27 protein-coding genes, 1 tRNA gene and 3 pseudogenes are annotated in these 26,843 nt (G+C 63.3%); 21 read left to right on the forward strand and 10 right to left on the reverse strand.

Translation table 11 applies throughout. The annotated features are described in order from the left end of the window. Positions 1-157: 157 nt before the first annotated feature. A complete protein-coding gene (locus tag FJ940_RS16185; RefSeq protein ID WP_140495914.1) occupies positions 158-1,819 on the reverse strand; it encodes a Na/Pi cotransporter family protein in 1,662 nt (553 codons plus the stop codon). Between the two features lie 390 nt (positions 1,820-2,209). Here FJ940_RS16185 and FJ940_RS16190 point away from each other — a divergent pair, with 390 nt between their 5' ends. The 8 genes from FJ940_RS16190 to FJ940_RS16225 all read left to right on the forward strand — a co-directional run bounded on the left by FJ940_RS16190 (position 2,210) and on the right by FJ940_RS16225 (position 9,745). Beyond that, positions 2,210-2,605 (forward strand): RcnB family protein, encoded by a 396-nt coding sequence (locus tag FJ940_RS16190; protein ID WP_140495913.1) that lies wholly within the window; start codon positions 2,210-2,212, stop codon positions 2,603-2,605. Between the two features lie 141 nt (positions 2,606-2,746). Next, positions 2,747-4,681, forward strand: coding sequence for a DNA primase (gene dnaG / locus FJ940_RS16195; protein WP_140582011.1), 1,935 nt, complete (start codon positions 2,747-2,749; stop codon positions 4,679-4,681). A 521-nt stretch (positions 4,682-5,202) separates the two neighbouring features. Then, positions 5,203-7,227, forward strand: a complete 2,025-nt coding sequence (rpoD, locus tag FJ940_RS16200) for an RNA polymerase sigma factor RpoD (protein WP_140495911.1) — start codon at positions 5,203-5,205, stop codon at positions 7,225-7,227. A 209-nt stretch (positions 7,228-7,436) separates the two neighbouring features. Continuing rightward, positions 7,437-7,730, forward strand: coding sequence for a GYD domain-containing protein (locus tag FJ940_RS16205; RefSeq protein WP_140495910.1), 294 nt, complete (start codon positions 7,437-7,439; stop codon positions 7,728-7,730). A 106-nt stretch (positions 7,731-7,836) separates the two neighbouring features. Then, a complete protein-coding gene (locus FJ940_RS16210) occupies positions 7,837-8,106 on the forward strand; it encodes a DUF333 domain-containing protein (RefSeq protein WP_140495909.1) in 270 nt (89 codons plus the stop codon). A 20-nt stretch (positions 8,107-8,126) separates the two neighbouring features. Next, positions 8,127-8,495: a DCC1-like thiol-disulfide oxidoreductase family protein gene (locus FJ940_RS16215; RefSeq protein WP_140657174.1), complete on the forward strand. Its 369-nt coding sequence runs from the start codon at positions 8,127-8,129 to the stop codon at positions 8,493-8,495. Positions 8,496-8,663: 168 nt separating this feature from the next. Continuing rightward, complete coding sequence (locus FJ940_RS16220; protein WP_140582008.1) at positions 8,664-9,338, forward strand: PadR family transcriptional regulator; 675 nt, start codon at positions 8,664-8,666, stop codon at positions 9,336-9,338. Positions 9,339-9,451: 113 nt separating this feature from the next. Beyond that, entirely contained in the window at positions 9,452-9,745 is a 294-nt protein-coding gene (locus FJ940_RS16225; protein ID WP_140495907.1) for an HlyU family transcriptional regulator, read from the forward strand. 77 nt (positions 9,746-9,822) lie between these two features. On the opposite strand, the gene FJ940_RS16230 is transcribed toward FJ940_RS16225, so the two are convergent. Further along, complete coding sequence (locus FJ940_RS16230; RefSeq protein ID WP_140657131.1) at positions 9,823-11,022, reverse strand: MFS transporter; 1,200 nt, start codon at positions 11,020-11,022, stop codon at positions 9,823-9,825. A 147-nt stretch (positions 11,023-11,169) separates the two neighbouring features. Beyond that, the gene (locus FJ940_RS16235; protein ID WP_140524836.1) at positions 11,170-11,628 is read right to left on the reverse strand and encodes an Lrp/AsnC family transcriptional regulator; all 459 of its coding nucleotides are present in this window, start codon (positions 11,626-11,628) and stop codon (positions 11,170-11,172) included. A gap of 171 nt (positions 11,629-11,799) precedes the next feature. Here FJ940_RS16235 and FJ940_RS16240 point away from each other — a divergent pair, with 171 nt between their 5' ends. Together FJ940_RS16240 and FJ940_RS16245 are read left to right on the forward strand one after the other, a co-directional pair. Next, positions 11,800-12,537, forward strand: a complete 738-nt coding sequence (locus tag FJ940_RS16240; protein WP_140657133.1) for an AzlC family ABC transporter permease — start codon at positions 11,800-11,802, stop codon at positions 12,535-12,537. Then, the gene (locus tag FJ940_RS16245; RefSeq protein ID WP_140495903.1) at positions 12,534-12,833 is read left to right on the forward strand and encodes an AzlD family protein; all 300 of its coding nucleotides are present in this window, start codon (positions 12,534-12,536) and stop codon (positions 12,831-12,833) included. The genes FJ940_RS16240 and FJ940_RS16245 overlap by 4 nt, the downstream gene beginning before the upstream one ends. A 55-nt stretch (positions 12,834-12,888) precedes the next feature. On the opposite strand, the gene FJ940_RS16250 is transcribed toward FJ940_RS16245, so the two are convergent. Next, positions 12,889-13,524: an FMN-dependent NADH-azoreductase gene (locus tag FJ940_RS16250; protein ID WP_140495902.1), complete on the reverse strand. Its 636-nt coding sequence runs from the start codon at positions 13,522-13,524 to the stop codon at positions 12,889-12,891. A gap of 108 nt (positions 13,525-13,632) precedes the next feature. On the opposite strand from FJ940_RS16250, the gene FJ940_RS16255 reads away from it, so the two are divergent. Further along, the gene (locus FJ940_RS16255; RefSeq protein WP_140581999.1) at positions 13,633-14,586 is read left to right on the forward strand and encodes a LysR family transcriptional regulator; all 954 of its coding nucleotides are present in this window, start codon (positions 13,633-13,635) and stop codon (positions 14,584-14,586) included. Between the two features lie 42 nt (positions 14,587-14,628). On the opposite strand, the gene FJ940_RS16260 is transcribed toward FJ940_RS16255, so the two are convergent. Further along, positions 14,629-15,222 (reverse strand): TetR/AcrR family transcriptional regulator, encoded by a 594-nt coding sequence (locus tag FJ940_RS16260; RefSeq protein WP_140555972.1) that lies wholly within the window; start codon positions 15,220-15,222, stop codon positions 14,629-14,631. 66 nt (positions 15,223-15,288) lie between these two features. On the opposite strand from FJ940_RS16260, the pseudogene FJ940_RS16265 reads away from it, so the two are divergent. Then, positions 15,289-15,715, forward strand: a pseudogene (locus tag FJ940_RS16265) (VOC family protein). Positions 15,716-15,725: 10 nt separating this feature from the next. On the opposite strand, the gene FJ940_RS16270 reads toward FJ940_RS16265, so the two are convergent. Beyond that, positions 15,726-16,676 (reverse strand): trypsin-like peptidase domain-containing protein, encoded by a 951-nt coding sequence (locus tag FJ940_RS16270; protein ID WP_140581996.1) that lies wholly within the window; start codon positions 16,674-16,676, stop codon positions 15,726-15,728. A 168-nt stretch (positions 16,677-16,844) separates the two neighbouring features. Here FJ940_RS16270 and FJ940_RS16275 point away from each other — a divergent pair, with 168 nt between their 5' ends. The 3 genes from FJ940_RS16275 to FJ940_RS16285 all read left to right on the forward strand — a co-directional run bounded on the left by FJ940_RS16275 (position 16,845) and on the right by FJ940_RS16285 (position 19,459). Next, the gene (locus FJ940_RS16275; RefSeq protein ID WP_140555967.1) at positions 16,845-17,717 is read left to right on the forward strand and encodes a S1C family serine protease; all 873 of its coding nucleotides are present in this window, start codon (positions 16,845-16,847) and stop codon (positions 17,715-17,717) included. A gap of 8 nt (positions 17,718-17,725) precedes the next feature. After that, a complete protein-coding gene (locus FJ940_RS16280) occupies positions 17,726-18,406 on the forward strand; it encodes a helix-turn-helix transcriptional regulator (protein WP_140581993.1) in 681 nt (226 codons plus the stop codon). Positions 18,407-18,592: 186 nt separating this feature from the next. Then, positions 18,593-19,459, forward strand: coding sequence for an NAD(P)-dependent oxidoreductase (locus FJ940_RS16285; RefSeq protein WP_140495895.1), 867 nt, complete (start codon positions 18,593-18,595; stop codon positions 19,457-19,459). Positions 19,460-19,822: 363 nt separating this feature from the next. Here FJ940_RS16285 and FJ940_RS16290 read toward each other — a convergent pair whose 3' ends face one another. Next, positions 19,823-22,030, reverse strand: coding sequence for an OmpA family protein (locus FJ940_RS16290; protein WP_140581990.1), 2,208 nt, complete (start codon positions 22,028-22,030; stop codon positions 19,823-19,825). 197 nt (positions 22,031-22,227) lie between these two features. Here FJ940_RS16290 and FJ940_RS16295 point away from each other — a divergent pair, with 197 nt between their 5' ends. Both FJ940_RS16295 and FJ940_RS16300 read left to right on the forward strand, forming a co-directional pair. Further along, a complete protein-coding gene (locus FJ940_RS16295; protein ID WP_140524949.1) occupies positions 22,228-22,674 on the forward strand; it encodes a YcgN family cysteine cluster protein in 447 nt (148 codons plus the stop codon). Between the two features lie 257 nt (positions 22,675-22,931). Further along, positions 22,932-23,288 carry a hypothetical protein gene (locus FJ940_RS16300; RefSeq protein WP_140495893.1) on the forward strand — a complete coding sequence of 119 codons (357 nt, stop codon included), beginning with the start codon at positions 22,932-22,934 and terminating at the stop codon, positions 23,286-23,288. Positions 23,289-23,567: 279 nt separating this feature from the next. Here FJ940_RS16300 and FJ940_RS16305 read toward each other — a convergent pair whose 3' ends face one another. After that, on the reverse strand, positions 23,568-24,278 hold the full coding sequence (locus tag FJ940_RS16305; RefSeq protein WP_140495892.1) for an SIMPL domain-containing protein: 711 nt from the start codon (positions 24,276-24,278) through the stop codon (positions 23,568-23,570). A gap of 145 nt (positions 24,279-24,423) precedes the next feature. Here FJ940_RS16305 and FJ940_RS16310 point away from each other — a divergent pair. Further along, positions 24,424-24,499, forward strand: a tRNA-Ile gene (locus tag FJ940_RS16310). A gap of 177 nt (positions 24,500-24,676) precedes the next feature. Here FJ940_RS16310 and FJ940_RS16315 read toward each other — a convergent pair. After that, positions 24,677-24,898: a DUF2188 domain-containing protein gene (locus FJ940_RS16315; protein ID WP_140581987.1), complete on the reverse strand. Its 222-nt coding sequence runs from the start codon at positions 24,896-24,898 to the stop codon at positions 24,677-24,679. A gap of 25 nt (positions 24,899-24,923) precedes the next feature. Here FJ940_RS16315 and FJ940_RS28785 point away from each other — a divergent pair. Continuing rightward, positions 24,924-25,028: pseudogene (locus FJ940_RS28785) on the forward strand (DUF488 family protein); the annotation flags it as partial. Positions 25,029-25,360: 332 nt separating this feature from the next. Here FJ940_RS28785 and FJ940_RS16325 read toward each other — a convergent pair. Continuing rightward, positions 25,361-25,885, reverse strand: a complete 525-nt coding sequence (locus tag FJ940_RS16325; protein WP_140555960.1) for an EF-hand domain-containing protein — start codon at positions 25,883-25,885, stop codon at positions 25,361-25,363. Positions 25,886-26,106: 221 nt separating this feature from the next. On the opposite strand from FJ940_RS16325, the pseudogene FJ940_RS28790 reads away from it, so the two are divergent. Then, a pseudogene (locus FJ940_RS28790) lies at positions 26,107-26,293 on the forward strand (serine/threonine protein kinase); the annotation flags it as partial. Positions 26,294-26,468: 175 nt separating this feature from the next. Continuing rightward, positions 26,469-26,798 (forward strand): low affinity iron permease family protein, encoded by a 330-nt coding sequence (locus FJ940_RS16330; RefSeq protein ID WP_181171775.1) that lies wholly within the window; start codon positions 26,469-26,471, stop codon positions 26,796-26,798. Positions 26,799-26,843: the final 45 nt, after the last annotated feature.

Below are 26,843 nucleotides of genomic sequence, written 5' to 3' on the forward strand. Positions count from 1 at the left end.
AATTTTGCCGCCGAAGGACCGACGCCATGCAATTCTGCCGCAATACAATTTTTTCGGCAGAGTGCGGCGCTCTTCCTTCTGCCCTTGTTTGTTGGGAGGTGGCGTCGCAAAGCGAGGTGGGGATGAGGTGTCTCAAAGAAGGGAGAGATGTCGTTGATCAGCTCGCCTTCAACCTGGATCCGCCGAGGAGGCCGCGTTCTTCCAGCACGGGATAGGCCATCGATGCCAGCAGCGAGTTGATCTGTTTGAGATCGCGGATGGTGTCGAGGTGGATCGAACTGGTCTCGACGCTTTTGGCAGTGCCTTCGCGCAGCCGCAGGAAATGACTGGCGCTGGTCTCTTTTTCGGCGTCGCGCAGCCGTTCCTTCTCCAGCACCAATTGGCGAGCCGTCTCGGCATCGCGCGACACCAGCACGTTGAAGGCAAGCCGCGCATTGGCGAGCACCGAAGCGTGGAAGGCGCACAGCTCGCTCCAACCCTCGTCGGTGAATTCCAGTCCACGGTCGAACTTCTTCTTCACATGTACCAGCATGTTGCGCACGATGATGTCGCCGACCTGCTCCAGCTTGACGCAGGCGCCGATCAGTTCCTGGCAGCGCAACGCCTCGTCCTCGGTCAGCGGGTTCTTGGTGACCTTGGCGAGGTAGAGCTTGATCGCCGCGTGCTTGCGGTCGACGCGGTCGTCAAGGGCGGCCAGCGCCTTGATCTTGTCGGCATCGGCGCTCTCGTAGAGCTCGATGATGCGCTTGAGCATGATCTCGACCGTCTCGCAGACCCGCACCACCTCGCGGGTGGCATTGGCCAGCGCCTGGCTCGGCACGTCGAGCGCGCTTTCGTTGAGCGCCGAGAGTTCGACGACGTCGAGCGTGGCGGCTGGCGTCTTGGTGCCGAGCGCCACGATCTTCTCCGAGGCTCGGTAGACGAGACCCGCCAGCGGCAGGCCGGCGAGCAGGATCAGCACATTGAACAGGATGTGGGCATTGACGATCTGGTCCGCTGCCGTCGCGCCAAGGAACGCGAAATGCGGCCTGAAGATCATGACCAGGATCAGCATGACCAGCGAGCCAAGCCCGCGCATCAAGAGGTTGCCGATCGGCACGACGCGCACTTCGGGGCCGGAGGAGCGGGTCAGCATGGGCGCGATGATCGACGAACCGAGATTGACGCCCAGGATGAGGACGACGCCGAGTTCGGGCGTGATCAGGCCGCGGCCCGCCAGCGTCGCCATCAACAGGACCGCGGCGATGCTCGATTGGAACAGCCAGGTGATCAGCGCCGCCAGCAGATAGGCGGTGATGGAATCGCCGGAGAAGTAATTGATGATGACCGGCATCAACTGGCTGTTGCGCAGCGGCTCGGATGCCTGACCGATCATTTCCAGCGACAGGATCAAAAGGCCGATGCCGACCAGGATGCGACCGGTCTGGCGCCAGTCGCGCCGCTCGGTGGCCATGAACATGACCGTGCCGGTGATCAGGCAAAGCGGCACCAGCAGCGTGAGATCGAAGGTGAGCAGCTTGACCACCAGAGCCGAACCGATCTCGGCGCCGCGCACGGCCAGTTGCCCGGCCGCGCCCGAGACGATGCCGGAGCCCGCGAAGGAGCCGACCAGCAGCGTGACGGCGGTGGAGCTCTGCAGCGCTATAGCGAGGCCGGTGCCGGCCAGCACCGCCATGACAGGATTGCGCATGGTGGCGCGCAGCTTGTGGCGCAGCACGTCGCCATAGGCGCGCTCGACGCCGGTCTTCACCATGCGCGTGGCAAACAGCATCAGCGCCACGGCGCCGGCCAGATGCAGGAGAACCACGGAGCCGCTCATTGCGGCGCACCGATACGGGCAAGGCCGGCGACACGGGCAGCGCGGCGGTCGGGAGAAAGAGGAGGGGTGCGAATCATGATCATGACGTTGGCCGATAATAGCTCGAATATTTTAGCCGGATAATAAAAATTTGTCGATTTCAAGGGCTGCCGGCGCGCGACGGGGCGTGTCGGAGAATGGACGGATGCCGAAATGGTTGCATGAGCCTCGCCGCCTTGACGCGGCGGATCGGCCGGTGTTGCCGCCCGCCCTTCGCCCGGAATTTGCGAAGATGTTCAACCAATCGATCTAAAGCTTCGGATTTATTACGGAATTGTAATGCTCATGTTCAGTTTCGGTTCATTCTTCGACGGCTATTTCTGCGGCATCGACAACCAAGGAGATTCCTTCATGAAACGCATCGTTCTTTCCGGTCTTGCTTTCTCGATGCTGGCCGCCACGTCCCTGACGGGCCAGGCCGCGCCGCTCAATGCGCCGGTCGCGCCGCAGTCGAACTATACCAATGTCGACTGGCAGAAGCCCACCAACCGGGATGTCAGGAAGCGCGTCATCCAGAAGCGGGTCATCCAGAAGCGCATCATTCAAAAGAAGGTCGTCGTGAAGCGGAACAACTGGCGCAATGGCCAGAAATATTCCGGCTGGCGGCAGCATCAGCCGGTCCGCGATTATGGGCGCTACGGCCTGCATCGTCCGGGCCGTGGCCAGGAATGGATCCGCGTCGGCAATGACTATGTGCTGGTCGGCGCCCTCTCCGGCATCATCTTTGGCGCCATCGCCGCGCAGTAAAGTCCCGATAGTGCCAGACTGGAGGAAGGGCGGCCCGCAACGGCCGCCTTTCCTTTTGCCCTGTGGAAACCGGGCATCGTCAGCATTAGGGGTCGCCGGACTTCGCGGGCATGATTATATGGGGGATAAACGAGTTCCCCGATGCGCTTTCCGCCCGCCTTCCTCGACGAGATACGCGACCGCGTGCCGATTTCGCAGGTCATCGGCCAGCGCGTCGCCTGGGATCGCAAGAAGACCAATGCGTCACGCGGCGATTATTGGGCCTGCTGCCCGTTTCATGGCGAGAAGAGCCCATCCTTCCATTGCGAGGACAAGAAGGGCCGCTACCATTGTTTCGGCTGCTCGGTCTCGGGCGATCACTTCAAGTTCCTGACCGAACTTGACGGACTGAGCTTTCCCGAGGCGGTCGAGAAGATCGCAGACATGGCCGGCGTGCCGATGCCGGTTCGCGACGTGCAGGAGGAGCGGCGCGAGAAGGAACGCGCCAGCCTTACCGACGTCATGGAAATGGCGACTGCCTTTTTCCAGGAGCGGCTACAGGGCGCGGAGGGCGCCAAAGCCCGTGCGTATCTGCGCGACCGCGGACTGACGCCTGCGACGCAGCATGCGTTCCGGCTGGGCTATGCGCCCGACAGCCGCAATGCGCTGAAGGAGCATCTGGCCGCAAAGGGCGTGCCGAAGGCCGATATCGAGGCCTGTGGGCTGGTGCGCCATGGCGACGACATTCCGGTTTCCTATGACTGGTTCCGCGACCGCATCATGTTCCCGATTCCGGATTCGCGCGGCAAGATCATCGCTTTCGGCGGGCGAGCGCTGGCGCCGGATGCGCTCGCCAAATATATGAACTCGCCCGATACCGAGCTCTTCCACAAGGGCAACGTACTCTACAATTTCGCCCGCGCGCGAAAAGCGCTGGCCAAGGGCGGCACGGTCATCGCCGTCGAAGGCTATATGGATGTCATCGCATTGGCGCAGGCCGGCTTCGAGAATGTCGTGGCGCCACTCGGCACGGCGCTTACCGAAAACCAACTCGAACTGTTGTGGCGTATGGCCGCCGAGCCGGTGCTGTGCTTCGACGGCGACAAGGCCGGGCTGAAGGCGGCATGGCGGGCCGCCGACATGGTGCTGCCCGTAGTCCAGGCGGGGCGCACCGCACGCTTCGCGCTGCTGCCGGAAGGCAAGGATCCCGACGACCTGGTCAAGGCGGAGGGGCCGGATGCCTTCCGCGCCGTGCTGGCGGAAGCGCGTCCTCTTGCCGATCTGTTATGGATGCGCGAGACGGCGGGCGGCGTCTTCGACACGCCGGAGCGCCGGGCCGAACTGGAGAAGCGGCTGCGCGAACTGACCAGCCGCATCCGTGATGAAAGCCTGCGATATCACTACCAGCAGGAGATGCGCGAGCGCGTGCTGAGCTTCTTCGGTTCTCAGCGCGGAACGCGGCAAGGTCGTCCGGACTGGAAACCGGGGCAGGGCAAGGCGCCCGCTCCCGGCGGACAATTCGCCAAGGCCGGCGGTGGTCGCATCGCCATCACGGAAAGCCTCGGCCAGTCGGCACTGGTCAAGCGCGGCAGCGAAGGCATGTCGGTGCGCGAGGCGACGATCATCGTCGCACTGGTCAACCACCCGGCGCTGATCGACGAGAATTTCGCCCATGTCGAGTTCCTCGATCTCGCCAATTCCGAGCTGAAGCGGCTGCACGGCGCCATCCTCGACGCGATGGCACATGACATGGCCAATGACCGCCACGCCGTGGTGGCGACGATCGAACGCGCCGGCTGCGCCGAGATCTGGGAGCGTGCCGTCGGCCTGATCAGGCGAGCGCGGCAGTGGCCGGCGCTGGAGACGGCAGCGCTCGAGGACGCCCGCGACGCTCTGAACCAGGCGCTGCACTTGCAGCGTAGCGCGCGCACCTTACATAAGGAGCTGAAACAGGCGGAAGCGGCGATGGATGCGGATCCGTCGGACGAGAATTTCCGCCATCTGATCGAAATTCAAGCGCAATTTCGGGATGTACAAGCGACGGAAGCGCTGATCGAAGGTTTCGGTGTTTCGTCGGGCAGGGCTGGTCGGGCCTGAAGCATGGTTCCGAAAAGCGGGACCCGGTTTTCGGGAACGATCATACTCCAGCAGAAGAAAGGCGGAGCTCATTTCGGCCCGAGGGTTGGGACGGGCTCATGCCAGCAAGTGCAGGAATGACGGCGTTGTCATGGATCTTCTAGAGCCGGACCGCGCTAAGTCGGGTAATTGATTCGCTTTTTTCATGCGAATCATGCGAGAGGCGCTTGACCTTCCGGCAGAATGGCGGAATCAGGACGATTCGAAACGTTAACCCGCACCCGCGTCGACGGGAAAAGCAGCGATGTGAGGTCTTGGTCACTGGACAGGCAGCCAGCCTGCCACAGATATCAGGGTTAATCTGGACTTAATGCATGTCGCCCAAAAATGGAAACCGGTTTTGGGCGACGACAGGGCACCAACAAAGAGATGATGCAGTTATTGGCCCGGTGAAGCGCGTTGCAAAAGCGAGCCCAGCCGATTTGACCGGTCCGACAGCTTGCGCGGCCTCGATGTCGGGCCGCTAGGAGAAGATAAAGACTATGGCGACAAAGGAAAAGGAAGAGGTCGAGACCGAACGCGAAGGCGCCACCGATGGCCCTCTGCTCGACCTTTCCGATGATGCTGTCAAGAAGATGATCAAGGCCGCCAAGAAGCGCGGCTATGTCACCATGGACGAGCTGAATTCGGTGCTGCCCTCCGAGGAAGTGACCTCCGAGCAGATCGAGGACACGATGGCGATGCTGTCCGACATGGGCATCAACGTCGTCGAGGACGACGAGCAGGGCGAAGAGGCCGAGGCCGGCGACACCGCGGCGGATGCCGAGGAAGACGCCAACGAGCTGGCCGAGCAGACCGGCACCGCCGTCGCCGCCACAACCACGAAGAAAGAGCCGACCGACCGCACCGACGATCCGGTGCGCATGTACCTGCGCGAAATGGGTTCGGTCGAGTTGTTGTCGCGCGAGGGCGAAATCGCCATCGCCAAGCGCATCGAGGCCGGCCGCGAGACGATGATCGCGGGCCTGTGCGAAAGCCCGCTGACCTTCCAGGCCATCATCATCTGGCGCGACGAGCTCAACGAATCCAAGATCCTGCTGCGTGAGATCATCGACCTCGAAGCCACCTATGCCGGCCCCGAGGCCAAGCAGGCGCCGGTGGTGGAGCGCGTCGAGGAAGCGCCCAAGGTCGAGGAAAAGCCGCGCCGCGGACGCGACGATGAAGACGACATCACCAATGTCGGCGCCGACACGCGCGGCATCGGAGATGACGACGAGGAGGACGAGGACGAGGCCAGCCTGTCGCTGGCGGCAATGGAAGCCGAGCTGCGCCCGCAGGTCATGGAAACGCTCGACGTCATCGCCGACACCTACAAGAAGCTGCGCAAGCTGCAGGATCAGCAGGTCGAGAACCGGCTGGCCGCGGCCGGCACGCTGTCGCCCAGCCAGGACCGCCGCTTGAAGGAGCTGAAGGATCAGCTCATCAAGGCGGTGAAGTCGCTGTCGCTCAACACGGCGCGCATCGAGGCGCTGGTCGAGCAGCTCTACGACATCAACAAGCGCCTGGTGCAGAACGAGGGCAAGCTTCTGCGTCTCGCCGAAAGCTATGGCGTGCGCCGCGAGGAGTTCCTGAAGGAATATCAGGGCTCCGAGCTCGACCCGAACTGGACGCGCTCAATTGCCAATCTGACCTCGCGCGGCTGGAAGGAGTTCACCAAGAACGAGAAGGACGCGATCAGGGACCTGCGCGCCGAGATCCAGAATCTGGCCACGGAAACGGCCATCTCGATCCTGGAATTCCGCAAGATCGTCAACCAGGTGCAGAAGGGCGAGCGCGAAGCGGCTATCGCCAAGAAGGAAATGGTCGAGGCCAATCTGCGCCTCGTCATCTCCATCGCCAAGAAATACACCAATCGCGGCCTGCAGTTCCTCGACCTGATCCAGGAAGGCAATATCGGCCTGATGAAGGCCGTCGACAAATTCGAGTATCGCCGCGGCTACAAGTTCTCGACCTACGCGACATGGTGGATCAGGCAGGCGATCACGCGTTCGATCGCCGACCAGGCGCGCACCATCCGCATTCCGGTGCATATGATCGAGACGATCAACAAGATCGTGCGCACCTCGCGCCAGATGCTGCACGAGATCGGCCGCGAGCCGACGCCGGAGGAACTGGCCGAGAAGCTCGCAATGCCGCTCGAAAAAGTGCGCAAGGTGCTGAAGATCGCCAAGGAGCCGATCTCGCTCGAAACCCCGGTTGGCGACGAGGAGGATTCGCATCTGGGCGACTTCATCGAGGACAAGATGGCGATCCTGCCGATCGACGCGGCGATCCAGGCCAATCTGCGCGAGACCACCACGCGCGTTCTGGCCTCGCTGACGCCGCGCGAGGAGCGCGTGCTGCGCATGCGCTTCGGCATCGGCATGAACACCGACCATACGCTCGAGGAAGTCGGCCAGCAGTTCTCGGTCACCCGCGAGCGTATCCGCCAGATCGAAGCCAAGGCGTTGCGCAAGCTCAAGCACCCGAGCCGCTCGCGCAAGCTGAGAAGCTTCCTGGATAGCTGAGGCCTACCGATTGCGAAGAGATCAAGGGCGCCCATCGTGGCGCCCTTTTTCTTTGGCGCTCGCCATTGCGGCACGCGCCCTTAGGGAGGATAATTTCGTGTCGGATGCATTTTTCTGGGCGACAGCCCGGGAAGCCCGCCCCGGTCGAGGCCGTGTCGACATCGCCATGGCCTGAGCACCGTGCTCCGTGGCCCCGGAGGAGGCGTGCCATGACGACTTACATCATGCTGATGAACTGGACCGAGCAGGGCGCGAAGAACGTGCGCGAATCCCCCAAGCGCCTCGATGCCGCCAAGACGCAGCTGGGCGAGATGGGGGGATCGTTCAAGTCGTTCTACCTGACCATGGGCGAATTCGACATGGTGGCGGTGGTCGAAGCGCCCGACGATGCGGTGCTGGCGCGTTTCGCGCTGATGCTGGCCGCGGGCGGCAACGTCAAGTCACGGACCCTGAAGGCTTTCCCGGAGCTTGCTTACCGCGAGATCATCTCGTCGCTTGGATGATGCAAATCGGGACGTTCCGGAGCCGATGAGCAGGTGCCGGCTCGACGGCGCCTTGCGGCAAGACGGTGCGCTCCATCGTGATAGAGTGCAGCCAGCGGAGATCGCGATGAAGAAAGTTTCGATATTGGCTATCAGCCTTGCCGCGTGGTCGTCGATGCCGATCGATGCCCACACTGCCCCGCAAAAACCGGTCGGCATGTCCAATCCCGCATCGGTCCATTGCGGAGAGATCGGCGGGCGCCTGGTGATCAAGAAGGACAAGGCTGGCAATGAATATGGATTTTGCCGCTTGCCCAATCGGCGGCTGTGCGAAGAGTGGGAGCTGTTTCGCGACAACAAATGCGTCGGGCCGAAGACGGTGATGGGCCTGAAGTGATCGACAGCAGAACCAGGCCCTTGCTGACCGTCTGGTACAACACGCGCTGCCCGGTCTGTGATGCCGGAATTGCCAGGCAGAAGCGGCAGCTGATCGAGGCGATCAAGGCCGGGCGGATCGAATTTCGCGACATCAATCATGAACCGGAAGCCTTGGCCGGATTTGGCGCTTCGCTGGAAGACATCCGCCGCCGGCTGCACGCGACCGATGCTCAGGGCAGGCTGCTGGTCGGCGCCGATGTCGCCATCGCCGTGTGGGCGCTGACGCCGGGCGAGGGCTGGCTGGCAAAGCTGCTCGGCAACGCCCTTACGCTACCGCTCGCTCGCTTCGGCTACGACCGCTTCGCCGACCTGCTCTATGCCTGGAACCGGCGCAACGGCCGCTGGTAGCGCCGGCTACTCCAATCATGATGAACGCATGTTCGCGCGCGACCGACGGGTCGGCGTCCGACAGATGCTGTTCGCTTCCGGCCCGATACATCGTAAGATATATCTTGACTCCATGCTGGCGTGCGCCTAGTTGAGATATATCGTAAGATAGAACTCAAGGAGCAATCAATGCACAGCCACAATCATTTTGGCGATCGCGCCGAGCGCGTCTTCATGCACATGGCCGGCAAATTTGGCGGCAGAGGCGGGGGCGGCGGCTTTGGCCCGTTCGGCCATGGCAGGGGCGGCGGACGCGGCGGCCCGGGCGACATGTTCCGCGCCGGGCGCATGCTGGCCGACGGCGACCTCAAGCTGATCACGCTGTCGCTGCTGGCCGAGGCGCCACGCCATGGCTATGACATCATCAAGGCCTTGGAGGAGCGCACCAGCGGCATCTACAGCCCGAGCCCGGGCGTGGTCTACCCGACGCTGACCTTCCTGGAAGAGGCAGGCTATGCCGTGTCCTCGAGCGAAGGCAACAAGAAGGTGTTTTCGATCACCGAGGCCGGGCAGGCGCATCTTGCCGACAACCGTGAGATGATCGACGGCGTGCTAGACCATCTCGAGCGCTTCGGCCGCAAGATGGCCAAGGCGCGCGACTGGTTCGGCTGGAACGACGATAGCGAGGATCGGCGCGACGGCCGAGGCGGCCGTTCGGAAAAGCGCGACGAATTCCGTGCGCTGCGCCACCGGCTGCGCGCCGCGCTGAGCGACATCGTCGATGCGCCGGCGGACAAGCAGGCCGAGGCGATGAGCATCCTCGAAGACGCCGCCGCGGCGCTCGAAGCGCTGTCGCGCAAATAACCCGGCTTCGGTCCAACCGGCACGGCCCTTGCCCGTTCAGGCAAGGAGCGATAGTGAAATTCATCCCGCGCCACATTATGTGGTGCGGGATGAATGCTGTTGGAGGAAGTCCGATGTCTTTTCTGAAGCGTCTTTTCGGCGGTGGCGGTGATGAAGCGGCCGAGCCAAAGAGCGCCGCACCGGCCAAGCAGGTCGAGCACAAGGGTTTCACGATCAGCGCCACGCCCTACAAGGCCGATGGCCAGTACCAGACCTGCGGCGTCGTCTCCAAGGACGTCGACGGCGTCCTGAAGGAACACAGATTCATCCGCGCCGATCGCTTCGCCGGGTTGGACGACGCCGTCGACATCTCGATCAAGAAGGGCATCCAACTCGTCGACGAGCAGGGCGAGCGGATGTTCGGGTAGACCGCCGACGAACGGCTCAAGAATTCCAGAGATCCGAGGGCCGGTCCAGATATGGGCCGGCCCTTTCGTTTGCTCCGCTATGCCGGCTGCAACGCTCTGCGCGGCAGTGGCGGGAAGGCAATGGCGATGCCCGCCGCACCCAGCCCGATGAGGGCCGAACCGATGAACAGCCAATGGTAGTTGGCGTAGGCGTCGAACACCATGCCGCCGGCGAGCGGGCCAAGCGCCATGCCGAGGCTGGACAGCATGGTGGCGGCGCCGAACACGGTGCCCAGGATGCGCTGGCCGAAATATTCGCGCGCCAGCACTGCGTAGAGCGGCATGACGCCGCCATAGGTAGCGCCGAAGATGACGGCCAGCATGTAGAACTGGTCGAGCTGGCTGATCGAGAGATAGGCGGCGATCACCACGGCCTGGATCAACAAGCCGGCGATCAGCACCGGCTTGACGCCAAGCCTGTCGGCGAGCACGCCATAGAGCAGACGCCCGCCAAGCCCGGCAAGGCCCTCGACGCTGTAGATCGAGACGGCGGCCATGGGCGCCACGCCGCACAGCATGGCATAGCTGACCATGTGGAAAATCGGCCCCGAATGCGCCGCGCAGCAGGCGAAGAAGGTCAGCCCCAGCACGATGAATTGCGGCGAGCGCAGCGCTTGGCCGACGCTCAGGCCGGCGCCCTCGGCAACCGGCGAGGAGCCAGTGTCGGTCACGACAGGCTTCGGTGGCTGGCGCACCAGAAGCACCGCCGGCAGGAGCAGCACCCAAGCCATGATGCCGATGTCGAACATGGCGGTGCGCCATTCATAGGCCGAGATCAGCCAGCGGGCGAAGGGCGAGATCGTCATCGGCGCGACGCCCATGCCGGCCGAGACCAGCGACACGGCAAGGCCGCGATTGGTGTCGAACCAGCCTGTTGTAAGCGCGATCATCGGCGCGAAGAAGGCGCTGGCCGTGAGCCCGACGAGCACGCCAAAGGTGATCTGGAAGGTGACAAGCGAGCCCGCGCGGCTGGCCAGCACCAACGCCAGGCCGAGAAGCACCGCGATCGTGACGACGATGCGGGCGCCGAAGCGGTCCGACAGCGCGCCCCAGGCGAAGCCGCCAAGGCCCATGACCAGGAAATTGAGGGTCATCGCGCTCGATATGCCGGCGCGTGACCAACCGGTATCGAGCGCCATCGGTTCGAGGAAGATTGCCAGCGAAAACATCGTGCCGATGGCGACACAGGACATCAGCGCGCCGGCCGCGACAATGACCCAACGATAGGAAAGGTTCATGGTTTTCTCCCATGCCGTAAGGCATTTGTTGTGCGGCACGGCCTGACTTGGCCTGCCGCTTGCGTCCGAAGGACGCCGGCGCCGGCACCAATCCTACAATCCGGTTGCATTTTTTATCCAGTCCGGGATGGGGCCATTTCCCGGCGCCTAGATCGGCAGTTCCGATGTGTATTTGATGGTCTGGCTGGGAACGTCGGTCTTGACGTTCTGCACGCCCCTGATGCGGCTGAGATGTTCCGACTGGAAGCGGCGGTAGTCGTCGATGCCGGCCGCCACCACGCGCACCATGGCGTCGCAGTCGCCGAGCATCAGATAACATTCCATCACCTGCGGCAGCTTGGCCACTTCGGTGGCGAAATGCTCGATCGTGTCTTCGTCCTGCGCTTTCAGCCAGATGCGGGTGAAGAAGGTCAGGCCCTTGCCGATGCGGGCCGGATTGAGCACTGCGACGTAGCGGTCGATGACGCCGGCCTCCTCCAGGAGCTTGACGCGGCGCAGGCACGGCGACGGCGACAGGCCGACTTCAGCGGCGAGCTCATTGTTGGCCATGCGCCCATCGCGCTGCAGCGCCCGCAGGATGCGCCTGTCGATCTCGTCAAGTTTCATGGCTCTAAATTCCGTTTATCTGTTGATTCATGGCATAAGATGCCAAAATCTGGTAAAAGACAACAATCTTCGCAACCAAATTGCGAGGCCTGGCGGCTATGGTTGCCCTGACATCAGCGGCATCCAACGGAACCGGCAGAGGCGGCCGCGCGGCGCGGCCGGAGGAAGATCATGAGCATTGCAGAGACGAGATCGGCGGCGGGCGGCGGACTGAACTCCGAGTTCCGGCGCGGCGTGGCCTCCTGCGCGCCCGTGCTGTTCGGCACCATCCCTTATGCGCTGGTGCTTGGTGCACAGGCCACACAGAGAGGGCTCAGCACCGCAGAACTGTCGCTGCTAACGGGACTGAACTTCGCCGGCGGCTCGGAATTCGCGGCGATCCAGCTGTGGACGTCGCCGCCGCATGTCCTGCTCATCATCGCCATCACCTTCCTGGTCAACAGCCGCCATCTCCTGATGGGGGCGGCACTGGCGCCGTTCCTGCGCGACCTGCCGCGGCGCAAGGTGTTTTCCGCGCTGTTCTTCATGTGCGACGAAAGCTGGGCGCTCGGCCTGGCCGACGCCAGACGGCGCGCCGCCGACGGCGTCGCGCCAGCCTTCAGCCCGCGCTACTATATGGGCGCGGCAGTGGCGATGTACCTGACCTGGGTGGCCTTCACCACAATTGGCGCCTTGCTCGGGCCGGTGCTGGGCGAAGCCGAGACCTACGGCTTCGACATGGCGTTCGCGGCCGTCTTCCTGGTACTGCTGCGCGGCATGTGGAAGGATGTTGCCGCTGCGCGGCCGTGGCTGGTCAGTCTGATCATCGCGGCGCTGACCTACCTTTTCGTTCCCGGCGCCTGGTATGTAGCGGCGGGCGCGCTGGCGGGGCTGGTCTCGGCCTGGCTGTTGTGGAGGGATGAGGCATGATCGACGCGCAGACGCTTCTCACCATCGTGCTGATGGCCGGTGTCACGTACCTCAGCCGCGTCGGCGGCTATGTCGTGCTGCGCAATCGGGTGCTCAGCGCGCGGGCAACGGCCGTGATGGAGGCGGCGCCCGGCTGCGTGCTGATCTCGGTGATCGCGCCTGCCTTCGTCTCGAAAAACCCGGCCGATCTTCTGGCTCTGGCCGTCACGCTGATTGCCGCCACGCGATTTTCGATGCTGCCGACCGTGCTGATCGGGGTCGCTTCGGCGGGACTGCTGCGGCACATCATTGGATAGGCCAAAAAAGGCAGGCGCGGGCGCCTGCCTTCGATCTGGTTGGCAATCAGAGCTTTTACGCGGCTGCCGCGACATCCCGGCTGGCAGCCACCACGGCGTCGACCTTGGCGGTTGCCTTGGCGAGCGCTTCGCTGACTGCGTCAGGACCCTTGGCGACGCCTTCGATGCGGATGACGTCGACGTCGGTCATGCCGATGAAGCCGAGCACCGAGCGCAAATAAGGAACGGCGTGATCGAACTGCACAGCCGCGCCTTCCGAGTAGATGCCGCCGGATGCCAGCACGATATAGACCTTCTTGCCGGTGACGAGGCCTTTGGGGCCATTTTCGCCGTAAGCAAAGGTTTTGCCGGATCGGGCGACATGGTCGACCCAGGACTTCAGCGTCGAGGAGATGTTGAAGTTGATGAAGCCGGTGGCCAGGATCACCGTGTCGGCGGCAAACAGTTCGTCGAGCACGGCATCCGAGACCCCGACCACTTCGGCCTGACGCGGCGTGCGGGCTTCGGCAGGGGTGTATATGCCGGTCGCATAGTCGGTATCGATATGCGGCAGCGGGTTGGCGACGAGGTCGCGCACGACAAGCGTGTTCGACGGGTCGGCGGCGAGCAGCTTCTGAGCGAATTCGGTGGCGATACGGGTCGAGTGCGAGGCCGCGCCGCGCGGGCTCGACGTGACGAGAAGAATGGACATGGTGGGTCTCTCCAGTGGAATTGGATTGTCCCGCTACATATGGGCTTTCGATCCATCAGATAAACTGGTATATTTTCTATATGATCCATCCATTAATTAGATACAATAATGCAACCCAACCCGACACTCGACCAGCTTCAGATCCTCGTGGCCGTTGCCGACACCGGAAGTTTTTCCGCTGCCGGCCGCAAGCTTAACCGGGCGCAATCCGTCATCAGCTACGGCATCGCCAATCTCGAGGCGCAGCTTGGGCTGAAGCTGTTCGAGCGCGAGGGCACGCGAGAGCCGCAGCTGACGGAGATCGGTCGGGCGATGCTGGAAGACGCGCGGCGGATGATCGGCGTGCTGCACCGCATACGCTCACGCGTCGATGGTCACCATCGGGGGCTGGAGGCGGAAGTCGCGCTGTCGGTAGATGCGGCGCTGCCTTCGCCAGTGCTGGTGCGGGTGCTCAAGGCGTTTGAGGCGCAATTTCCGACCGTGATGCTGCGCCTGCACATCGGCACACTCGGCCTAATCCCCGACCACGTTGTCGGTGGCCAGGCCGATCTCGGTATTGGCGGCCTGCTGGGCGATGTCGACGTCCACCTGGTGGGTATAGGCTTCATGTCGATAGTGCTGGCAGCCGCGCCCAGCCACCCGCTGGCGCTGCTGCCCAAACCGGTAGCGATCGAGGACGCGCGCGAACACACACAACTCGTCGTCACCGACCAGTCCGAGCGTACCAAGGGGCGCGATTTTGGCGTCTTCGCCTACCGAACCTGGCGACTGACGGACCTGCGCACCAAACATATGTTGATGCGTGAGGGGCTGGGCTGGGGCGGGCTGCCGCGTTGGCTGATCGCTGACGATCTGGCTACCGGCCGTCTCGTGGAACTCGACCTCGAGCCTTTCAGGGAGGTGCGTTCGCCGCTCTATGCCATGCACCGCGCCGACCGCAGCCCGAAGCCGGCGGCGGCCTGGCTGATCGACCAGTTCAAGCGCCAACTTGGCTGCTTCAACGAGTTCGAGCCGGGCGAGGTGCCCGACGAAGAGCCGGAAATTTCCAGCGCACAGATTTGATTCCAACCTTTGCCCTGGATCTCATCGGCGGGAAGCCTCGGATCACGCGCGGGACAACCCATCGATCAGTGCCGTGAGAACGGTGCGGTAGTCTTCGGCCGAACCGCCCGCCTCAATGGCAAGTGCCGCGCGGTCGAAGGCGGCGGCGAGCAGGGCGGTCGTCGCTTCGGCCGGAAGCTTCTTTATGGTCCGCGCCCGCATCGCCGCGACCAGCCCTTCGCGCAGCGAGCGATTGCCATGGCGGTTGTCGATGGCGTCCATTTCGGCGCGGCCGAGCACGGCCGGGCCGTCGAGCAGCAGGAGCCGCGTGCGGCCGGGCGCGCGCATGGCGGCAAGATAGGCGTCGGAGCCGGCAATGAGCGCGTCGCGGGCATTGAGCGAAGGCGGCGCTGCGCCCTCGATCTCCCGCGCCACGGCCTCTGCCTCCTGCTCGACGACGGCGCCGAACAGCGCCTGCTTGTCGGAGAAGTGGTGGTAGAGCGCGCCGCGCGTCACGCCGGCCGCGGCGACGATCTCTGGTGTGCCGGTCTCGGCGTAGGATTTTTCGATGAACAGTTTTCGCGCCGCGGCGATCAGATCGGCGCGTGTCGCCTCGGTGCGGTCACGGTTGGAACGGCGCGCTGATCTCTGTTGCATACATGCAGCCTGTATGTTAATTCAATTTACATGCAGACTGTATGTTGCTTGACGGGAGAAGGAAAGTTGAAGACGACCAGCTATTATCCGGTGCTGATGACCGGGGACGTTGCCGGCACAGCGGCGTTCTATGTCGAACATTTCGCCTTCCGGCCGCTGTTTACGAGCGACTGGTACGTGCATCTGCAATCGGTGGAGAGCAAGCGCGTCAATCTCGGTATCGTGCAAGGCGACCATGAGACGATCCCGGAAGAGGGACGGGGTCGGAGCTCGGGCCTGCTGATCAACTTCGAAGTCCGTGATCCCGATGCGGTCTATGAGCGGATCACAGCCGCCGGCCTGCCCATCCTTCGGTCCCTGCGCGACGAGCCTTTTGGCCAGCGCCATTTCATCACCAGGGATCCCAACGGCGTCCTGATCGATGTCATCAAAGCCGATCCCGCCAAGCGAGGAATTCCTGGCACAGTATGCGCAGGGTGCAGTGAGCGCCTGAGTGGAAACCCTCAACCAGCCCTTGCCACTGGCGTCACTGTCACCTGGCTGACACCGGTGCGGCGCACCACCGTGCACCGCGTCTCGCGGCCGATCCGCTCGGCGTCGAGCAAACGCACCAGGTCGTCGACGCCGGTGACCGGTCGGCCGTCTATCGCGGCGACGATATCGCCTTCCCTGAGGCCGGCCTTGGCCGCAGGGCCCTCCTTCTCGACGCCGCGCAGCCGAACCGCGGTCTTGCTCGATACTTGTGACAGAAGGGCTGCGCGACGGGGCAGGTTGACGGTGTCGGCCGACACCCCGATGAAGGCGCGACGGACGCGGCCGAAACGGATGATCTCCGAAATGACGAAATTGGCGGTGTTGGAGGCGACGGCAAAGGCAATGCCTTGCGCACCATGGATCATGGCGGTGTTGACGCCGATCACCTCGCCCGCCGAGGATACCAACGGTCCGCCGGAATTGCCGGGGTTGAGCGCGGCGTCGGTCTGGATGACGTCGTCGATCAGCCGCCCGGTGGAAGCGCGCATCGAGCGGCCGAGCGCCGAGACGACGCCCGAGGTGACGGTCCATTCGAAGCCGAGCGGGTTGCCGATGGCTATGGCGATCTGGCCGCGCCGCAGGCGCTTGGAATCGCCCAGCGGCGCGACATCGGCAAAGCTGCCGTCGGCGCGCACCAGCGCGATGTCGGTGTCGGCGTCGCGGCCGAGCACGCGGCCTTCGCTGGAGGCGCCGTCGGGCATCGACACGCGCACCGTTCTGGCATCGCCGACGACGTGGAAGTTGGTGACGACGAGCCCATCATGCGCAATGACGAAGCCCGACCCATGCCCGCCCTGGCCACCGATGCGCTCGATGCGGCAGACAGCCGGGCCGATGCGGTCGACAGCATCGGCCACCGTCGTCGAGTAGGCGTCGAGCAGCGCGTCGTCGGATTGGAATTTGGCGGCAGCAACGGCCATTGGCAGGCTCCATGTTTTCAGGCGCAACGATGACTATATGTGCGGAGCGGCTTCATCCGCCGCGACCTGACCAGATGGCCAGTCGCCCGGCCGACTAGCCGTCAGGCGAGTATCTCCAAGCGCGCTGCCGCGCGATATCTGGGGCATGGATGAACCCAGGAGACTGCTATGAGCGAATTCAATCTAAGTGCCTTTTCGGAAGCCATTGCCGATCTGGCAGCCAAGGCGGCGCCGGCGACCGCGAGCTTCACCACCCACAATCATCGCACAGCGAGCGCTTTCCATTGGCGCGACGGCTACTTCGTTGCCGCCGAGGAAGCCGTCGAGGCCGGCGAGGAGATCGAGCTGACGCTGGCTTCGGGCGAGACGGTGAAGGCCGATCTTGTCGGCCGCGATCCCTCGACCGGCGTCGCCCTGCTCAAGCCGGCCGGTGCTACCAATGCCGAGCCGTTGGCCAGGGCGGATGCGGTGCGGCCCGGCAACATTGCCGTCGCCATCGGCAACAGCCGGGGTTCGGCGTTGGCAGTTTCAGGCTCGGTCGGCGAAGTCGGCCCGGCCTGGCGCTCAATGCGCGGCGGCACCATCGACCGGCGCATCAACCTGGCGGTGGGCGCCGGCGGCCGTTTCGAGGGCGGCCCGGTGCTCGATGCCAAGGGCGCGCTGATCGGCATGCTGTTGTTCGGGCCGCGCGGCCGCGCGCTGGTCATGCCTTACGAGACGATCGAGCGGGCGGTCGCGACGCTGCGAGAGAAAGGCCATGTCGCCCGCGGCTATCTCGGCGCCGGCTTGCATCCGATCCGCGACGGCGAGGCCCGCGGCGCCATCGTCATGAGCCTTGATGACAACGGTCCGGCCAAGGCCGCCGGCCTTTCCCTCGGCGACATCATCGTCGCCTGGAACGGCGAGGCGGTGAGCGGCCCGCGCGAGCTGATCCGCAGGCTCGGGCCCGACAGCGCCGGAGCTTCGGTTACGCTCGGTGTCGTGCGCGGCGGAGAACAGCGAGACGTGGCGCTGACGATCGGCGAAAAGCCGCTTAACTGAGAGGATTGATGGACGCGATCGCGACAGGCGAGATGACGCAAAGCGGCACCGGCGAGCGGCAGCTGGTCGTGCTGGTGGCGCTCGGTGATGCCGCGCGCGCCGAGCGGCTGTCCGTGTCGCTTGCCGCGACCGACGATCTGCTGCCGGTGACGCCGGGCAGCAGCGAAGCGGTTGATGTCGCCATCGTCGACGAGACCGCCGGCCCCACGGGTGCGGGAACAGGGAAGGGCGACGCCGTTCCCGCCGCGACCGCGCGGGTGCTGTTGTCTTCGCAGGCCGGCCTGGCACGGCCGCAGGGGCAGGTGTTCGCCGTGCTGCCGACGGCGGCGGATGCAATGCTGATTGCGGCCGCCGCCAGGCTGGCGGCGGCCGGCTACCGCGTCTTTGGCGACAGCGGATCCGTTCCTGGCCGCCGCGATGATTTCCAAGGCGGCGATATTGGCGGCGACGGCCTTTTCGACGAGGAGCATCCCGACGAGCATGCCGCCCGCCCGACGCTGTCGCCGCGAGAAGCGGAAGTGCTGGCGCTGCTGGCCGAAGGCGCGCCCAACAAGGTGATCGCGCGGCGGCTCGACATTTCCGTTCATACGGCGAAGTTCCATGTCGCCGCGATTCTGATCAAATTGGGCGCTGCCAACCGCACGGATGCCATCGCCATTGCGATGCGGCAGGGGCTGGTGCTGGTCTAGGGTGCCGTCTCAGCCAGGATTTGACGATCATCGTCAAAGTCAGCGCTGCCCCTATAGCTTCAGATCATTTACAGCGGCAAGGAACGGACCCTCCGCAGCGTCACCGTCAGCCGCTGCCGCAAGCTCTTGTATCCGGGGACCGCCACAGGCAAGGATCGCGCTACGAGACAAGCAAGCGGAGGAAAAATGTCGCTCAAGGGAAAGACGCTGTTCATCTCCGGCGGGTCGCGCGGCATCGGGCTGGCGATCGCTTTGCGCGCCGCGCGCGACGGCGCCAATGTGACGATCGCGGCCAAGACCGCTGAGCCACATCCGAAGCTGCCGGGCACGATCTACACCGCCGCTGAAGAGATCGAGCAAGCCGGCGGCAAGGCGCTGCCGGTCCTGTGCGACATTCGCGAGGAGGCGCAAGTGGCCGAAGCGGTGTCGAAGACGGTCGAAAAATTCGGCGGCATCGATATCTGTGTCAACAATGCCAGCGCTATCCAGCTCACCGGGACCCTGGAAACCGACATGAAGCGTTACGACCTGATGCACCAGATCAACACGCGCGGCACGTTTCTCGTTTCCAAAATGTGCATTCCGCACCTGAAGTTGGCCGGGAATCCTCATATCTTGAATCTGGCGCCGCCGCTCGACATGAAGGCCAAGTGGTTCAAGAACCATGTCGCCTACACCATGGCCAAGTTCGGCATGTCCATGTGCACGCTGGGCATGAGCGCGGAGTTCGCCAAGGACGGCATCGCGGTCAATTCGCTGTGGCCGATCTCGACCATCGATACCGCGGCGGTGCGCAATCTTCTGGGCGGCGCGACGGTGGCCGCGATGAGCCGTTCGCCCGAAATCATGGCCGATGCCGCGCATGCCATCTTCATGCGGCCATCACGCGAAGCGACCGGCAATTTCTACATCGACGAGGAAGTGCTGCGCGCCGAGGGGATCAGCGATTTTTCGGTGTATGCGCCGGGTGCGGCCGGGCCGCTGGCCGGCGACTTTTTTGTCCCGGACGAGGTGTTTGCCAATTCCGACACGAAGATCAGGACGGCTTTCTAAAGATGTATCGAGGCGCAAATTCCGGATGGAACTCGGTTTCAGACATTCCTGGAGTTGCTCTGAGCAAAAAGCCCCGCCGGAGAGGGCCGGCGGGGCTCAGTGCGTCCCGCTGGAGTCGGGACGGGGCAGGGAACGCCCGATCCTGAATCTGGGGTAGGCCATCTCGCGATTCAATGAGCGGGACCCGACGCCAGGACAATTCTTGTTGAACTTGGGCCGTTGCCGCGATCTCGCCCATCCCGGCGAAACCGGGATGGGCTTTTTACCGATCCGATTCCAGAAGCCTGCTCAAGCGCCTGGAAATGCAGACATTTGTGGACCATGATCTTTTCCGAAAGCCGGTTTCCGGCTCCCGGATCGTGGTCAGTTGTTGCTCGCCACCGGCGCCACCAGCGAGGTGATGCGGCGGATGGCGACACGCCGGTTCTCGCGATTGGGGCCTGAGGTGTCGACCTTCAGATATTCCTCGCCATAGCCCTGCGTGGTCAGGTTTTCAGGCGGTATGCCGAAGGCGTTGGTCAGCGCTTCGGCCACCGCTTCGGCGCGGCGGTCCGACAGAGCGAGGTTCGCCTCCGGTGTGCCGACAGCGTCCGTGTGGCCTTCGATAAGGAAGGTCTCGGCCGGGTTCTTCTTCAACAGCTTCTCCATGGCCGTGGCGACACCCTCGAGCTTCTGCACCTCGGCATCGGAGATCGAGGAAGAGCCGAATTCGAAGTTCAGCGTGTCAAGATCGATGCGTCGGGCAATGTCGCGCACCCGTGCGGAACGCTTGACCTCGTTGATCGAATAGAGGCGCTGCACCTTCTCCACCGGCGGTTGCTCGAGGAAGGTGTAGTAGTCGTCCGGGCTTTCGACCTCTTCGGAGTCAAGGATGTAGTCCCGGCGCGGAATGGTCAGCCGCATCGGTGGTAGGTCGTCGCCCGGATCGCGCCAATCATTATCGTCGTCGTAGCTTCGTTCGTCGACATAGCTCAACACATACTCATGACCGTCGGGCATGATGCGCGACCGCTGGATGATGTCGCCGTAGCGGTTGCGGATGGTGACGATCTGCACGCCGTTGTCGCGCTCGACTGTCTCGCGCGTGCGGCCTTGCGACAGATCCTCATAGTAGACATCCTTGGCGCCGCGGGTCAGGCGCGGGCGGTCACTGCTCTGAACGTATGTCTGATCGTTGAGCTGGATGATGACGCGATCGCCGATCTCCTTGAGCACGTCGACACCCTTGGGGCGGCGGCGGTCGCGGATGTTCTCGTCCGGTGCGCGCTCGAGGCGTTTGCCCTTCTCCTCGGTAACCGGGACGATTTTTTCCGGTTTGATCTCCTGCTGAGCAGCTCTATCGTCGGTCGGAGGCGGACCCTGGTCGACGGGAGCGACCGCGGGCTGGCGGCCCTGAGCACCGCCCTGCCGGGCGTTTTGCCCACCATTCTGCTGCTCGCCATTTTGCTGCTCGCCATTCTGGTTGGCGGGGTTCCTGCTGGCCTGGCCGTTCTCGCCGCGGCCGCGGCGTCGGGCATCCTTCTGGCTGTCGAGAATGGGGGCAGCGTTCTTGTCGGCGGGCGTCTCGGCCTGCTCGGGGTTTTGCCCCTGGACAGGCGCGGCCTTGCCGGCACTGGGCTGTTCACCCGTGGCCGGCTGCTCGCCCGTTGCAGGCTGCCTGCCGGTTTGCTGTTGTTCGCCATTGGCCGGCTGCTGTTCGCCATTGGCCGGCTGCTCGCTAGCCGGTTGTCTGGCGTTCTTTTTCCTCTTGTCCTGGGGTTGTTCGCCCTGGGCTGCCGGCCTCTCGCCTGAGGGTGCCGGTTCTGCCTTGGGTGCTTCTGCGGCAGGTGCTTCCTTCGGTGTCGGCACGGCGCTGGGCTCGGCCTGCTGCTCCTGTTTGCGCTTCTTGCGCTGGTTGTCGTTGGCAGGTTCCGTTTGGCCCGCCGGTGCCTGTTCGGTCTGCTGTTGTTGGTCGCGCTTCTTCCTGCGCGGCTGCTGTTCCTCGGTGGCGGGTGCTGCCTCACTGGCTGGCGCCTGCTCGGTCTGCTGCTGCTGGTCGCGCTTCTTCCTGCGCGGCTGCTGTTCCTCGACAGCGGGCGCGGCTTCACCGGCGGGCGCCTGCTCGACCTGCTGCTGGTCGCGCTTCTTCCTGCGTGGCTGTTGTTCCTCGGCAGCTGGTGCGGCCTGCTGCGCGGGGGCCTGTTCGGTCTGCTGTTGCTGATCGCGCTTCTTCCTGCGCGGTTGTTGTTCCTCGACGGCGGGCGCGGCTTCACCAGCGGGCGCCTGCTCGACCTGCTGCTGATCGCGCTTCTTCCTGCGTGGCTGTTGTTCCTCGGCGGCTGGCGCGGGCTGCTGTGCGGGTGCCTGTTCGGTCTGCTGTTGTTGCTGATCGCGCTTCTTCTTGCGTAGCAGTTCCTGGTCGCTCTGCTGTGCATCGTCAGTCTGGGTGTCCTGGGCCAGGACCAGCGGCATTGCGCTGTCTCGCATGGGGCCGAACGCGGCACTTCCCTGAAGCGGGGATGCGCCCAACGGCGCGGATGCCATCAGCAGGCCGAGTGCGGTGCCTGCCAGAATCCGTGGTTGGCGTTTCATCGAAATTCTCCTTGTGGGGTCCCATCCTTGCCGAAACCGATTTTAACGAAATTGGTTCCGGCGGCTCATGGTTAGGGACCGTACGGGGCGATTGGCCGGCCTTTTGAAGGCAACTTCATGTCTTTCGACGGGGGTGCCGCCCCATTCCAGCCTTTGCCCTGCTTGACCTTCGCGGCGGCTGGGGCCACATGCCGGAGATGGAAACGCCGTTCTGGAAAACAAAGACGCTGGAAGCAATGAGCCCGGCCGAGTGGGAATCGCTCTGCGACGGCTGCGGCAAATGCTGCCTGTCGAAGCTCGAGGACGAGGATACTGGCGACATCTACTGGACCAGCGTCGGCTGCCGCCTGTTCGACGCGCAGACATGCCGCTGTTCGGACTATCACAACCGGCTGGCGCGCGTTCCCGATTGCGTCGGGCTGACGCCGCAAAATGTACGCACCATCAGTTGGCTGCCCAGCACCTGCGCCTACCGGCTGGTCGCGGAGGGGCACGATCTCTACTGGTGGCACCGTCTGGTGTCGGGCAGTGCCGAGACGGTGCATGAGGCCGGCATGTCGATGCGCGGCCGGGTCAAGGCCAACGAGACGGATCTGGCCGAGCCGGAGGATTATTTCGACTATATGCTTGACGACGAGCCATAAGCTCGCATCGGGACGAGGAACCATAGCTCGCATCGGGATGACGAGCCCTGAGGCCGGTGTCCGCAAGGGCGCGCAGGAACCAGGAACCATGCGAGACGTTTGGGGCACATTGTTGGAAAACCGGCAGAAGCTTCCTTTTTCCGCCACATGAACCGCGGATGAACGGCGGGTTCGTAAATAGTTCAGACAGGCGGGTGCATTCTCCCATCATCGATTTCAAGAGGACGGGCGAGAGCCCGCAACAAGGAGAGAAGACCATGTTCAACACGGTGAAAACGGCAGCCCTTTCGGCCCTCGTCGGCCTCGGTACGCTGGCGGCCGTTCCCGCCCATGCCGACAGCCTTTACCTGGGCTTCGGCAACAACAACGATCCGCGCTTCGGCGTCTATGCCGGGGATGACGGCTATCGCCACCGCCGTGATGAACGCCGCGACGACTGGCGCCGCGGCTGTTCGCCCGACTGGGCCCTGAACAAGGCCGAACGCATGGGGCTGCACCGTGCCCGCATCGTCGACGTCAGCCGCCGCACGGTCAAGGTGATGGGCCGCCAGTATGGCGACCGCGTCGTCATCGTGTTCGCCAACGAGCGTGGTTGCCCTATCATCAACCGCTGAGCCTCTTAAGGCGCGACCTTCTGCGAGGGTTGGTAGCGACATGATCCTCTGCGGGATCAGTCGCAGACACCACCCTCTGCGAAGATCCGTCTGGAGACATGATCCTTTCAGGATCAGTCTGGAGACACGACCTTCTGCGAAGGTCGGTCTGGAGTAGTGGAGCCGCTTTCCTTCGGGAAGAATGCGGCTCAAAAAACCCGCGGGAGCGATCCCGCGGGTTTTTCATGCACCACGGCGGACGGTTCAGGGTCGGGCTCGGCCATGGACCATCGAAGACGCTTATTTCAGTTCGAAGGTAACGGTGACCTGGACATTGTAGGCGTTCTCGCCGGCCTGCACCGGAGCAGCACCGACGGCCGCGTCGAAGGCCTTGGCGTTGATCGGCATCGGTGGCGGCGCGATGTTCTGGTCAGTGATTTCGATCACCCGGCCTATACTGACGCCGGCTGCTTCCGCCAGCGTCTTGGCCTTGGCCATGGCATCGGCCACCGCCTTTTTGCGCGCTTCGGTGACGGTGGCAGCCGGATTGTCGTTGGTGAAGACGATGCCGCCGCCCTGGTTGACGCCCAGCGACACCGCCTTGTCGAGGATCTCACCGGTCTTGTCGACGTCGCGCACGCGCACCGACAGTGTGTTGGTTACCTGGTAAGCAATCAATTCGGCCTCCTGGCCGCCGTCGGGCTTGTTTGTGTAGTTATAGCGCGGATTGATCTGGATGCCCGCGGTCTGGAGGTCGCGGTCCTTGATGCCGGCCGACTTCATCGCGGCGATCACGGCCGCCATGGCGTCGTTGTTGGCATCCAGTGCGGCGCGCGCCGTCTTGGCTTCGCGCATGACGCTGAGCGTCAGGACCGCCAGGTCGGGCGCTACAGTCGCCGCCCCTTCGCCCGAAACCACGATACGGGGCGGTGTCGGCGACTCAGCGGCCGCGGCCAGCGTCGGAAAGGCGATGGCGGCGGCGAGTGCGAGGGGCAAAAGAGGTCTGGTCATGAAATCTCCTCGGGTAAGCATATCCGCGCCCAGCGGGCGCACGCGGCTCCTTATGGCGCGATTATGGGCTGATTTGGACGATTGTGACCAGCGGTCCCGGAAAGCCTTGTGCCGCGATGCGAAAAACATTAATCCAGCCCGCGTGGGGCCTGTAGCTCAATGGTTAGAGCCGGCGGCTCATAACCGCTTGGTTGGGGGTTCGAGTCCCTCCGGGCCCACCATCGTCCTCTAGACCCCTTGTAAATCCTACAAACTGCTGTTTCCAAGCGCTTTCCGCCCTGTATGGTTCCAACATTGGCTCCAACATTTGGGTGGTTTTGGGTGGCAAAAGTCGCTGGTCTGATAAGAAAGAAGAGCGCCTATTTTTACGTGCGCAGGATATCCTTGTGTTGAAGCCGCTAACCGCGCGGCGGGAAGGGATCGTTGCCGTAAGAGTTCGAGTCGCGGATCTGCCCGTTGGGGCGATGGAACACCACCTCGCTGTGCTGGTTGATGGCGATGTCTCTTGCCGAGGCGAACGCACCGGCTTGGGTCGGATGAAGCGAAGTGGCGCGGTTATTGCCGGCGCCGAGCACCGCCCACTGACCGTCGCGAGGTACGACATGCTGATTTTTGCCCATGAAAGTCTCCGTTAAGGTTCGTTTGTCCGTCGGCAGGCAGCAGCGGTGCGCCATCATGTGCTCGGAAACGCTTTGGTGGCGCTGCCACAGGAGAATCGTCGCGAATTATCTGATCAGTCGTGGCGAGTCCGCGCCGCCGCGGCATCGGAGACGCGCAAGGTCGGGTGTGTGAGGCGGATGTTCGGCTTGCGCCGGGTTTTGTGCAGTCCTGCATTTGAATAGACGTGCTTTGCCTGCACCAGCCGCCCATCAGGGTGCGGAACTGAGCCAATTCATGAAACCTTGCTGGAAGCGCCGAGGCACTTCGGCCTCTGGCACGTTCCACGAATTGAAGAGACGCTTGCCTGCTTCGGGTCACTGCACGAGCATGCTCGCATCGGTGTGGAGGTCCGATCGACCAGCCGGGCATACTACCAACCGATGCTAGGGATAGCGTCCAAAAAAGCGCCTAAGTTCGAAGTGCTACTGCATCTCTCCACTTCCGCGACTATGTGAGAAGGATTCAATCTCCTCCAAGTCAATCCTGCCATCGCCGTTCTCGTCGACGACGTCAAATATCCTCCCGATCACATCCTGGATCTCGCTCTGCGAAAGTGCTCCATCGCCGTCGGCGTCCATTATCGCAAACATTATTTTCATCCTGGCCGCGTGCATCATGCGAGGCCCCATGCGATCAGGCTTTCGAGCTATCCTGTCCCCATCGTGCGGCCCTTGCCCTATGTCCCGGTGCCAATCTTGCCGATGCGGAGGCCTTTCTTCGGGGCCGCGATCTCCCTGCAGCTTGTCCTGTAACATCTCGTCCATCATCTGCCGCATCATCTCACGCGTCTGGTCTTCTGTCTGTTTGTTAGGGCCTGGCAGTGGTGTGGATCCAGACTGCTGCGGCGGCGGCTTAAGCTCCGGTGTCCCACTCGTCTGGGCCAGCGCCGGCAAGCTTAACATGACCAAAGCAGCGGCAGCTGCCGTCGTCCCACATTGTACTTTCATCGGATTCTCCTTCCTTGAATGGCCATGCCAAACTTCGGCATTCACGGCCAAACTTGCTCCTCAGACTTTGGTTCCGGATGCAAGCTGCACAATAGAAGCTCAAATCGTGAGGTTCGGCAGCTGAAGTACGATGCAGCGATGTCGAGCGACAACATCTTCGGTCATTTGATGGCCGCCTCGCTCACGGCTGCGGGGTACTCACCGTTTGGCGGGCGCCGACGACGCAAACCGCCGCCGAACTGGAAGCGATTGCATCTTCACACGGCTGGACGCCCGAACCCGTGTTGAGGAACTGTCGGCTTCGGAGACTGTCAGTGGCGCGGCCATCAGACGATTTCCAGACTGCCGACCTTCGCTTGGGTGAGACGCGTAAAGGCTATCGAACGCGCAATCGAGGAACACAAACCACGGTGATCGTTGCTGCCGAAATGGTGAGATAGAGAATGCTCGCAGGCTGCTCCTAAAAAGATGATCGAACGCCGCTTGGAATGGAACATGCGCTCCCACCACTGCTTGGCGCTCCGCCGGCATGCATTGTAGAGCTTGGCACAACGGGAACCTGCGTTGCAGTCGAAAGTTCTTGATGCTGGCAACTCGCCCGATCACGAGCGTGCTCACCTCAATTGGCACGTTGACCTCTCGGCCGGCAGCATTCCTGGTGCTGCTGGCTTACGCGGCCCTTTGGCTATTTCTCGACAGGGCGAGTTTGAACTGGCACGGCGCGGCGACCCTGTTCACCTGGGCCATGACACTGTTCATTCAACGCGCAGAACATCGCGACACGCAGGCGATCCATGCCAAGCTGGATGAGATGTTGCGAACGAATAGCTCGGCATCGAACATCACCAGAATCGATGATGAGGAACCAGAGGAAATCGAAAAGCATCGCACTCGTAAACAGCAGGGCGATTGAGATGTGCCATGCGGACTCGCGGCGCTACGGGCGGGTGCGGACCCA

This window comes from Mesorhizobium sp. B2-3-7 (genome assembly GCF_006442695.1).
Classification (GTDB): domain Bacteria; phylum Pseudomonadota; class Alphaproteobacteria; order Rhizobiales; family Rhizobiaceae; genus Mesorhizobium.

What these genes read in the sequence shown, in the direction of transcription:
- FJ940_RS16205 (WP_140495910.1), top strand. Translation starts at nt 7,437, where the DNA reads ATGACGACTTACATCATGCTGATGAACTGGACCGAGCAGGGCGCGAAG.
- rpoD (WP_140495911.1), top strand. Translation starts at nt 5,203, where the DNA reads ATGGCGACAAAGGAAAAGGAAGAGGTCGAGACCGAACGCGAAGGCGCC.
- FJ940_RS16305 (WP_140495892.1), bottom strand. Translation starts at nt 24,278, where the DNA reads ATGACCAGACCTCTTTTGCCCCTCGCACTCGCCGCCGCCATCGCCTTT.
- FJ940_RS16325 (WP_140555960.1), bottom strand. Translation starts at nt 25,885, where the DNA reads ATGAAAGTACAATGTGGGACGACGGCAGCTGCCGCTGCTTTGGTCATG.
- FJ940_RS16330 (WP_181171775.1), top strand. Translation starts at nt 26,469, where the DNA reads ATGCTGGCAACTCGCCCGATCACGAGCGTGCTCACCTCAATTGGCACG.
- FJ940_RS16245 (WP_140495903.1), top strand. Translation starts at nt 12,534, where the DNA reads ATGATCGACGCGCAGACGCTTCTCACCATCGTGCTGATGGCCGGTGTC.
- FJ940_RS16280 (WP_140581993.1), top strand. Translation starts at nt 17,726, where the DNA reads ATGGACGCGATCGCGACAGGCGAGATGACGCAAAGCGGCACCGGCGAG.
- FJ940_RS16240 (WP_140657133.1), top strand. Translation starts at nt 11,800, where the DNA reads ATGAGCATTGCAGAGACGAGATCGGCGGCGGGCGGCGGACTGAACTCC.
- FJ940_RS16190 (WP_140495913.1), top strand. Translation starts at nt 2,210, where the DNA reads ATGAAACGCATCGTTCTTTCCGGTCTTGCTTTCTCGATGCTGGCCGCC.
- dnaG (WP_140582011.1), top strand. Translation starts at nt 2,747, where the DNA reads ATGCGCTTTCCGCCCGCCTTCCTCGACGAGATACGCGACCGCGTGCCG.
- FJ940_RS16295 (WP_140524949.1), top strand. Translation starts at nt 22,228, where the DNA reads ATGGAAACGCCGTTCTGGAAAACAAAGACGCTGGAAGCAATGAGCCCG.
- FJ940_RS16290 (WP_140581990.1), bottom strand. Translation starts at nt 22,030, where the DNA reads ATGAAACGCCAACCACGGATTCTGGCAGGCACCGCACTCGGCCTGCTG.
- FJ940_RS16225 (WP_140495907.1), top strand. Translation starts at nt 9,452, where the DNA reads ATGTCTTTTCTGAAGCGTCTTTTCGGCGGTGGCGGTGATGAAGCGGCC.
- FJ940_RS16210 (WP_140495909.1), top strand. Translation starts at nt 7,837, where the DNA reads ATGAAGAAAGTTTCGATATTGGCTATCAGCCTTGCCGCGTGGTCGTCG.
- FJ940_RS16220 (WP_140582008.1), top strand. Translation starts at nt 8,664, where the DNA reads ATGCACAGCCACAATCATTTTGGCGATCGCGCCGAGCGCGTCTTCATG.
- FJ940_RS16260 (WP_140555972.1), bottom strand. Translation starts at nt 15,222, where the DNA reads ATGCAACAGAGATCAGCGCGCCGTTCCAACCGTGACCGCACCGAGGCG.
- FJ940_RS16185 (WP_140495914.1), bottom strand. Translation starts at nt 1,819, where the DNA reads ATGAGCGGCTCCGTGGTTCTCCTGCATCTGGCCGGCGCCGTGGCGCTG.
- FJ940_RS16235 (WP_140524836.1), bottom strand. Translation starts at nt 11,628, where the DNA reads ATGAAACTTGACGAGATCGACAGGCGCATCCTGCGGGCGCTGCAGCGC.
- FJ940_RS16300 (WP_140495893.1), top strand. Translation starts at nt 22,932, where the DNA reads ATGTTCAACACGGTGAAAACGGCAGCCCTTTCGGCCCTCGTCGGCCTC.
- FJ940_RS16230 (WP_140657131.1), bottom strand. Translation starts at nt 11,022, where the DNA reads ATGAACCTTTCCTATCGTTGGGTCATTGTCGCGGCCGGCGCGCTGATG.
- FJ940_RS16315 (WP_140581987.1), bottom strand. Translation starts at nt 24,898, where the DNA reads ATGGGCAAAAATCAGCATGTCGTACCTCGCGACGGTCAGTGGGCGGTG.
- FJ940_RS16255 (WP_140581999.1), top strand. Translation starts at nt 13,633, where the DNA reads ATGCAACCCAACCCGACACTCGACCAGCTTCAGATCCTCGTGGCCGTT.
- FJ940_RS16270 (WP_140581996.1), bottom strand. Translation starts at nt 16,676, where the DNA reads ATGGCCGTTGCTGCCGCCAAATTCCAATCCGACGACGCGCTGCTCGAC.
- FJ940_RS16250 (WP_140495902.1), bottom strand. Translation starts at nt 13,524, where the DNA reads ATGTCCATTCTTCTCGTCACGTCGAGCCCGCGCGGCGCGGCCTCGCAC.
- FJ940_RS16275 (WP_140555967.1), top strand. Translation starts at nt 16,845, where the DNA reads ATGAGCGAATTCAATCTAAGTGCCTTTTCGGAAGCCATTGCCGATCTG.
- FJ940_RS16285 (WP_140495895.1), top strand. Translation starts at nt 18,593, where the DNA reads ATGTCGCTCAAGGGAAAGACGCTGTTCATCTCCGGCGGGTCGCGCGGC.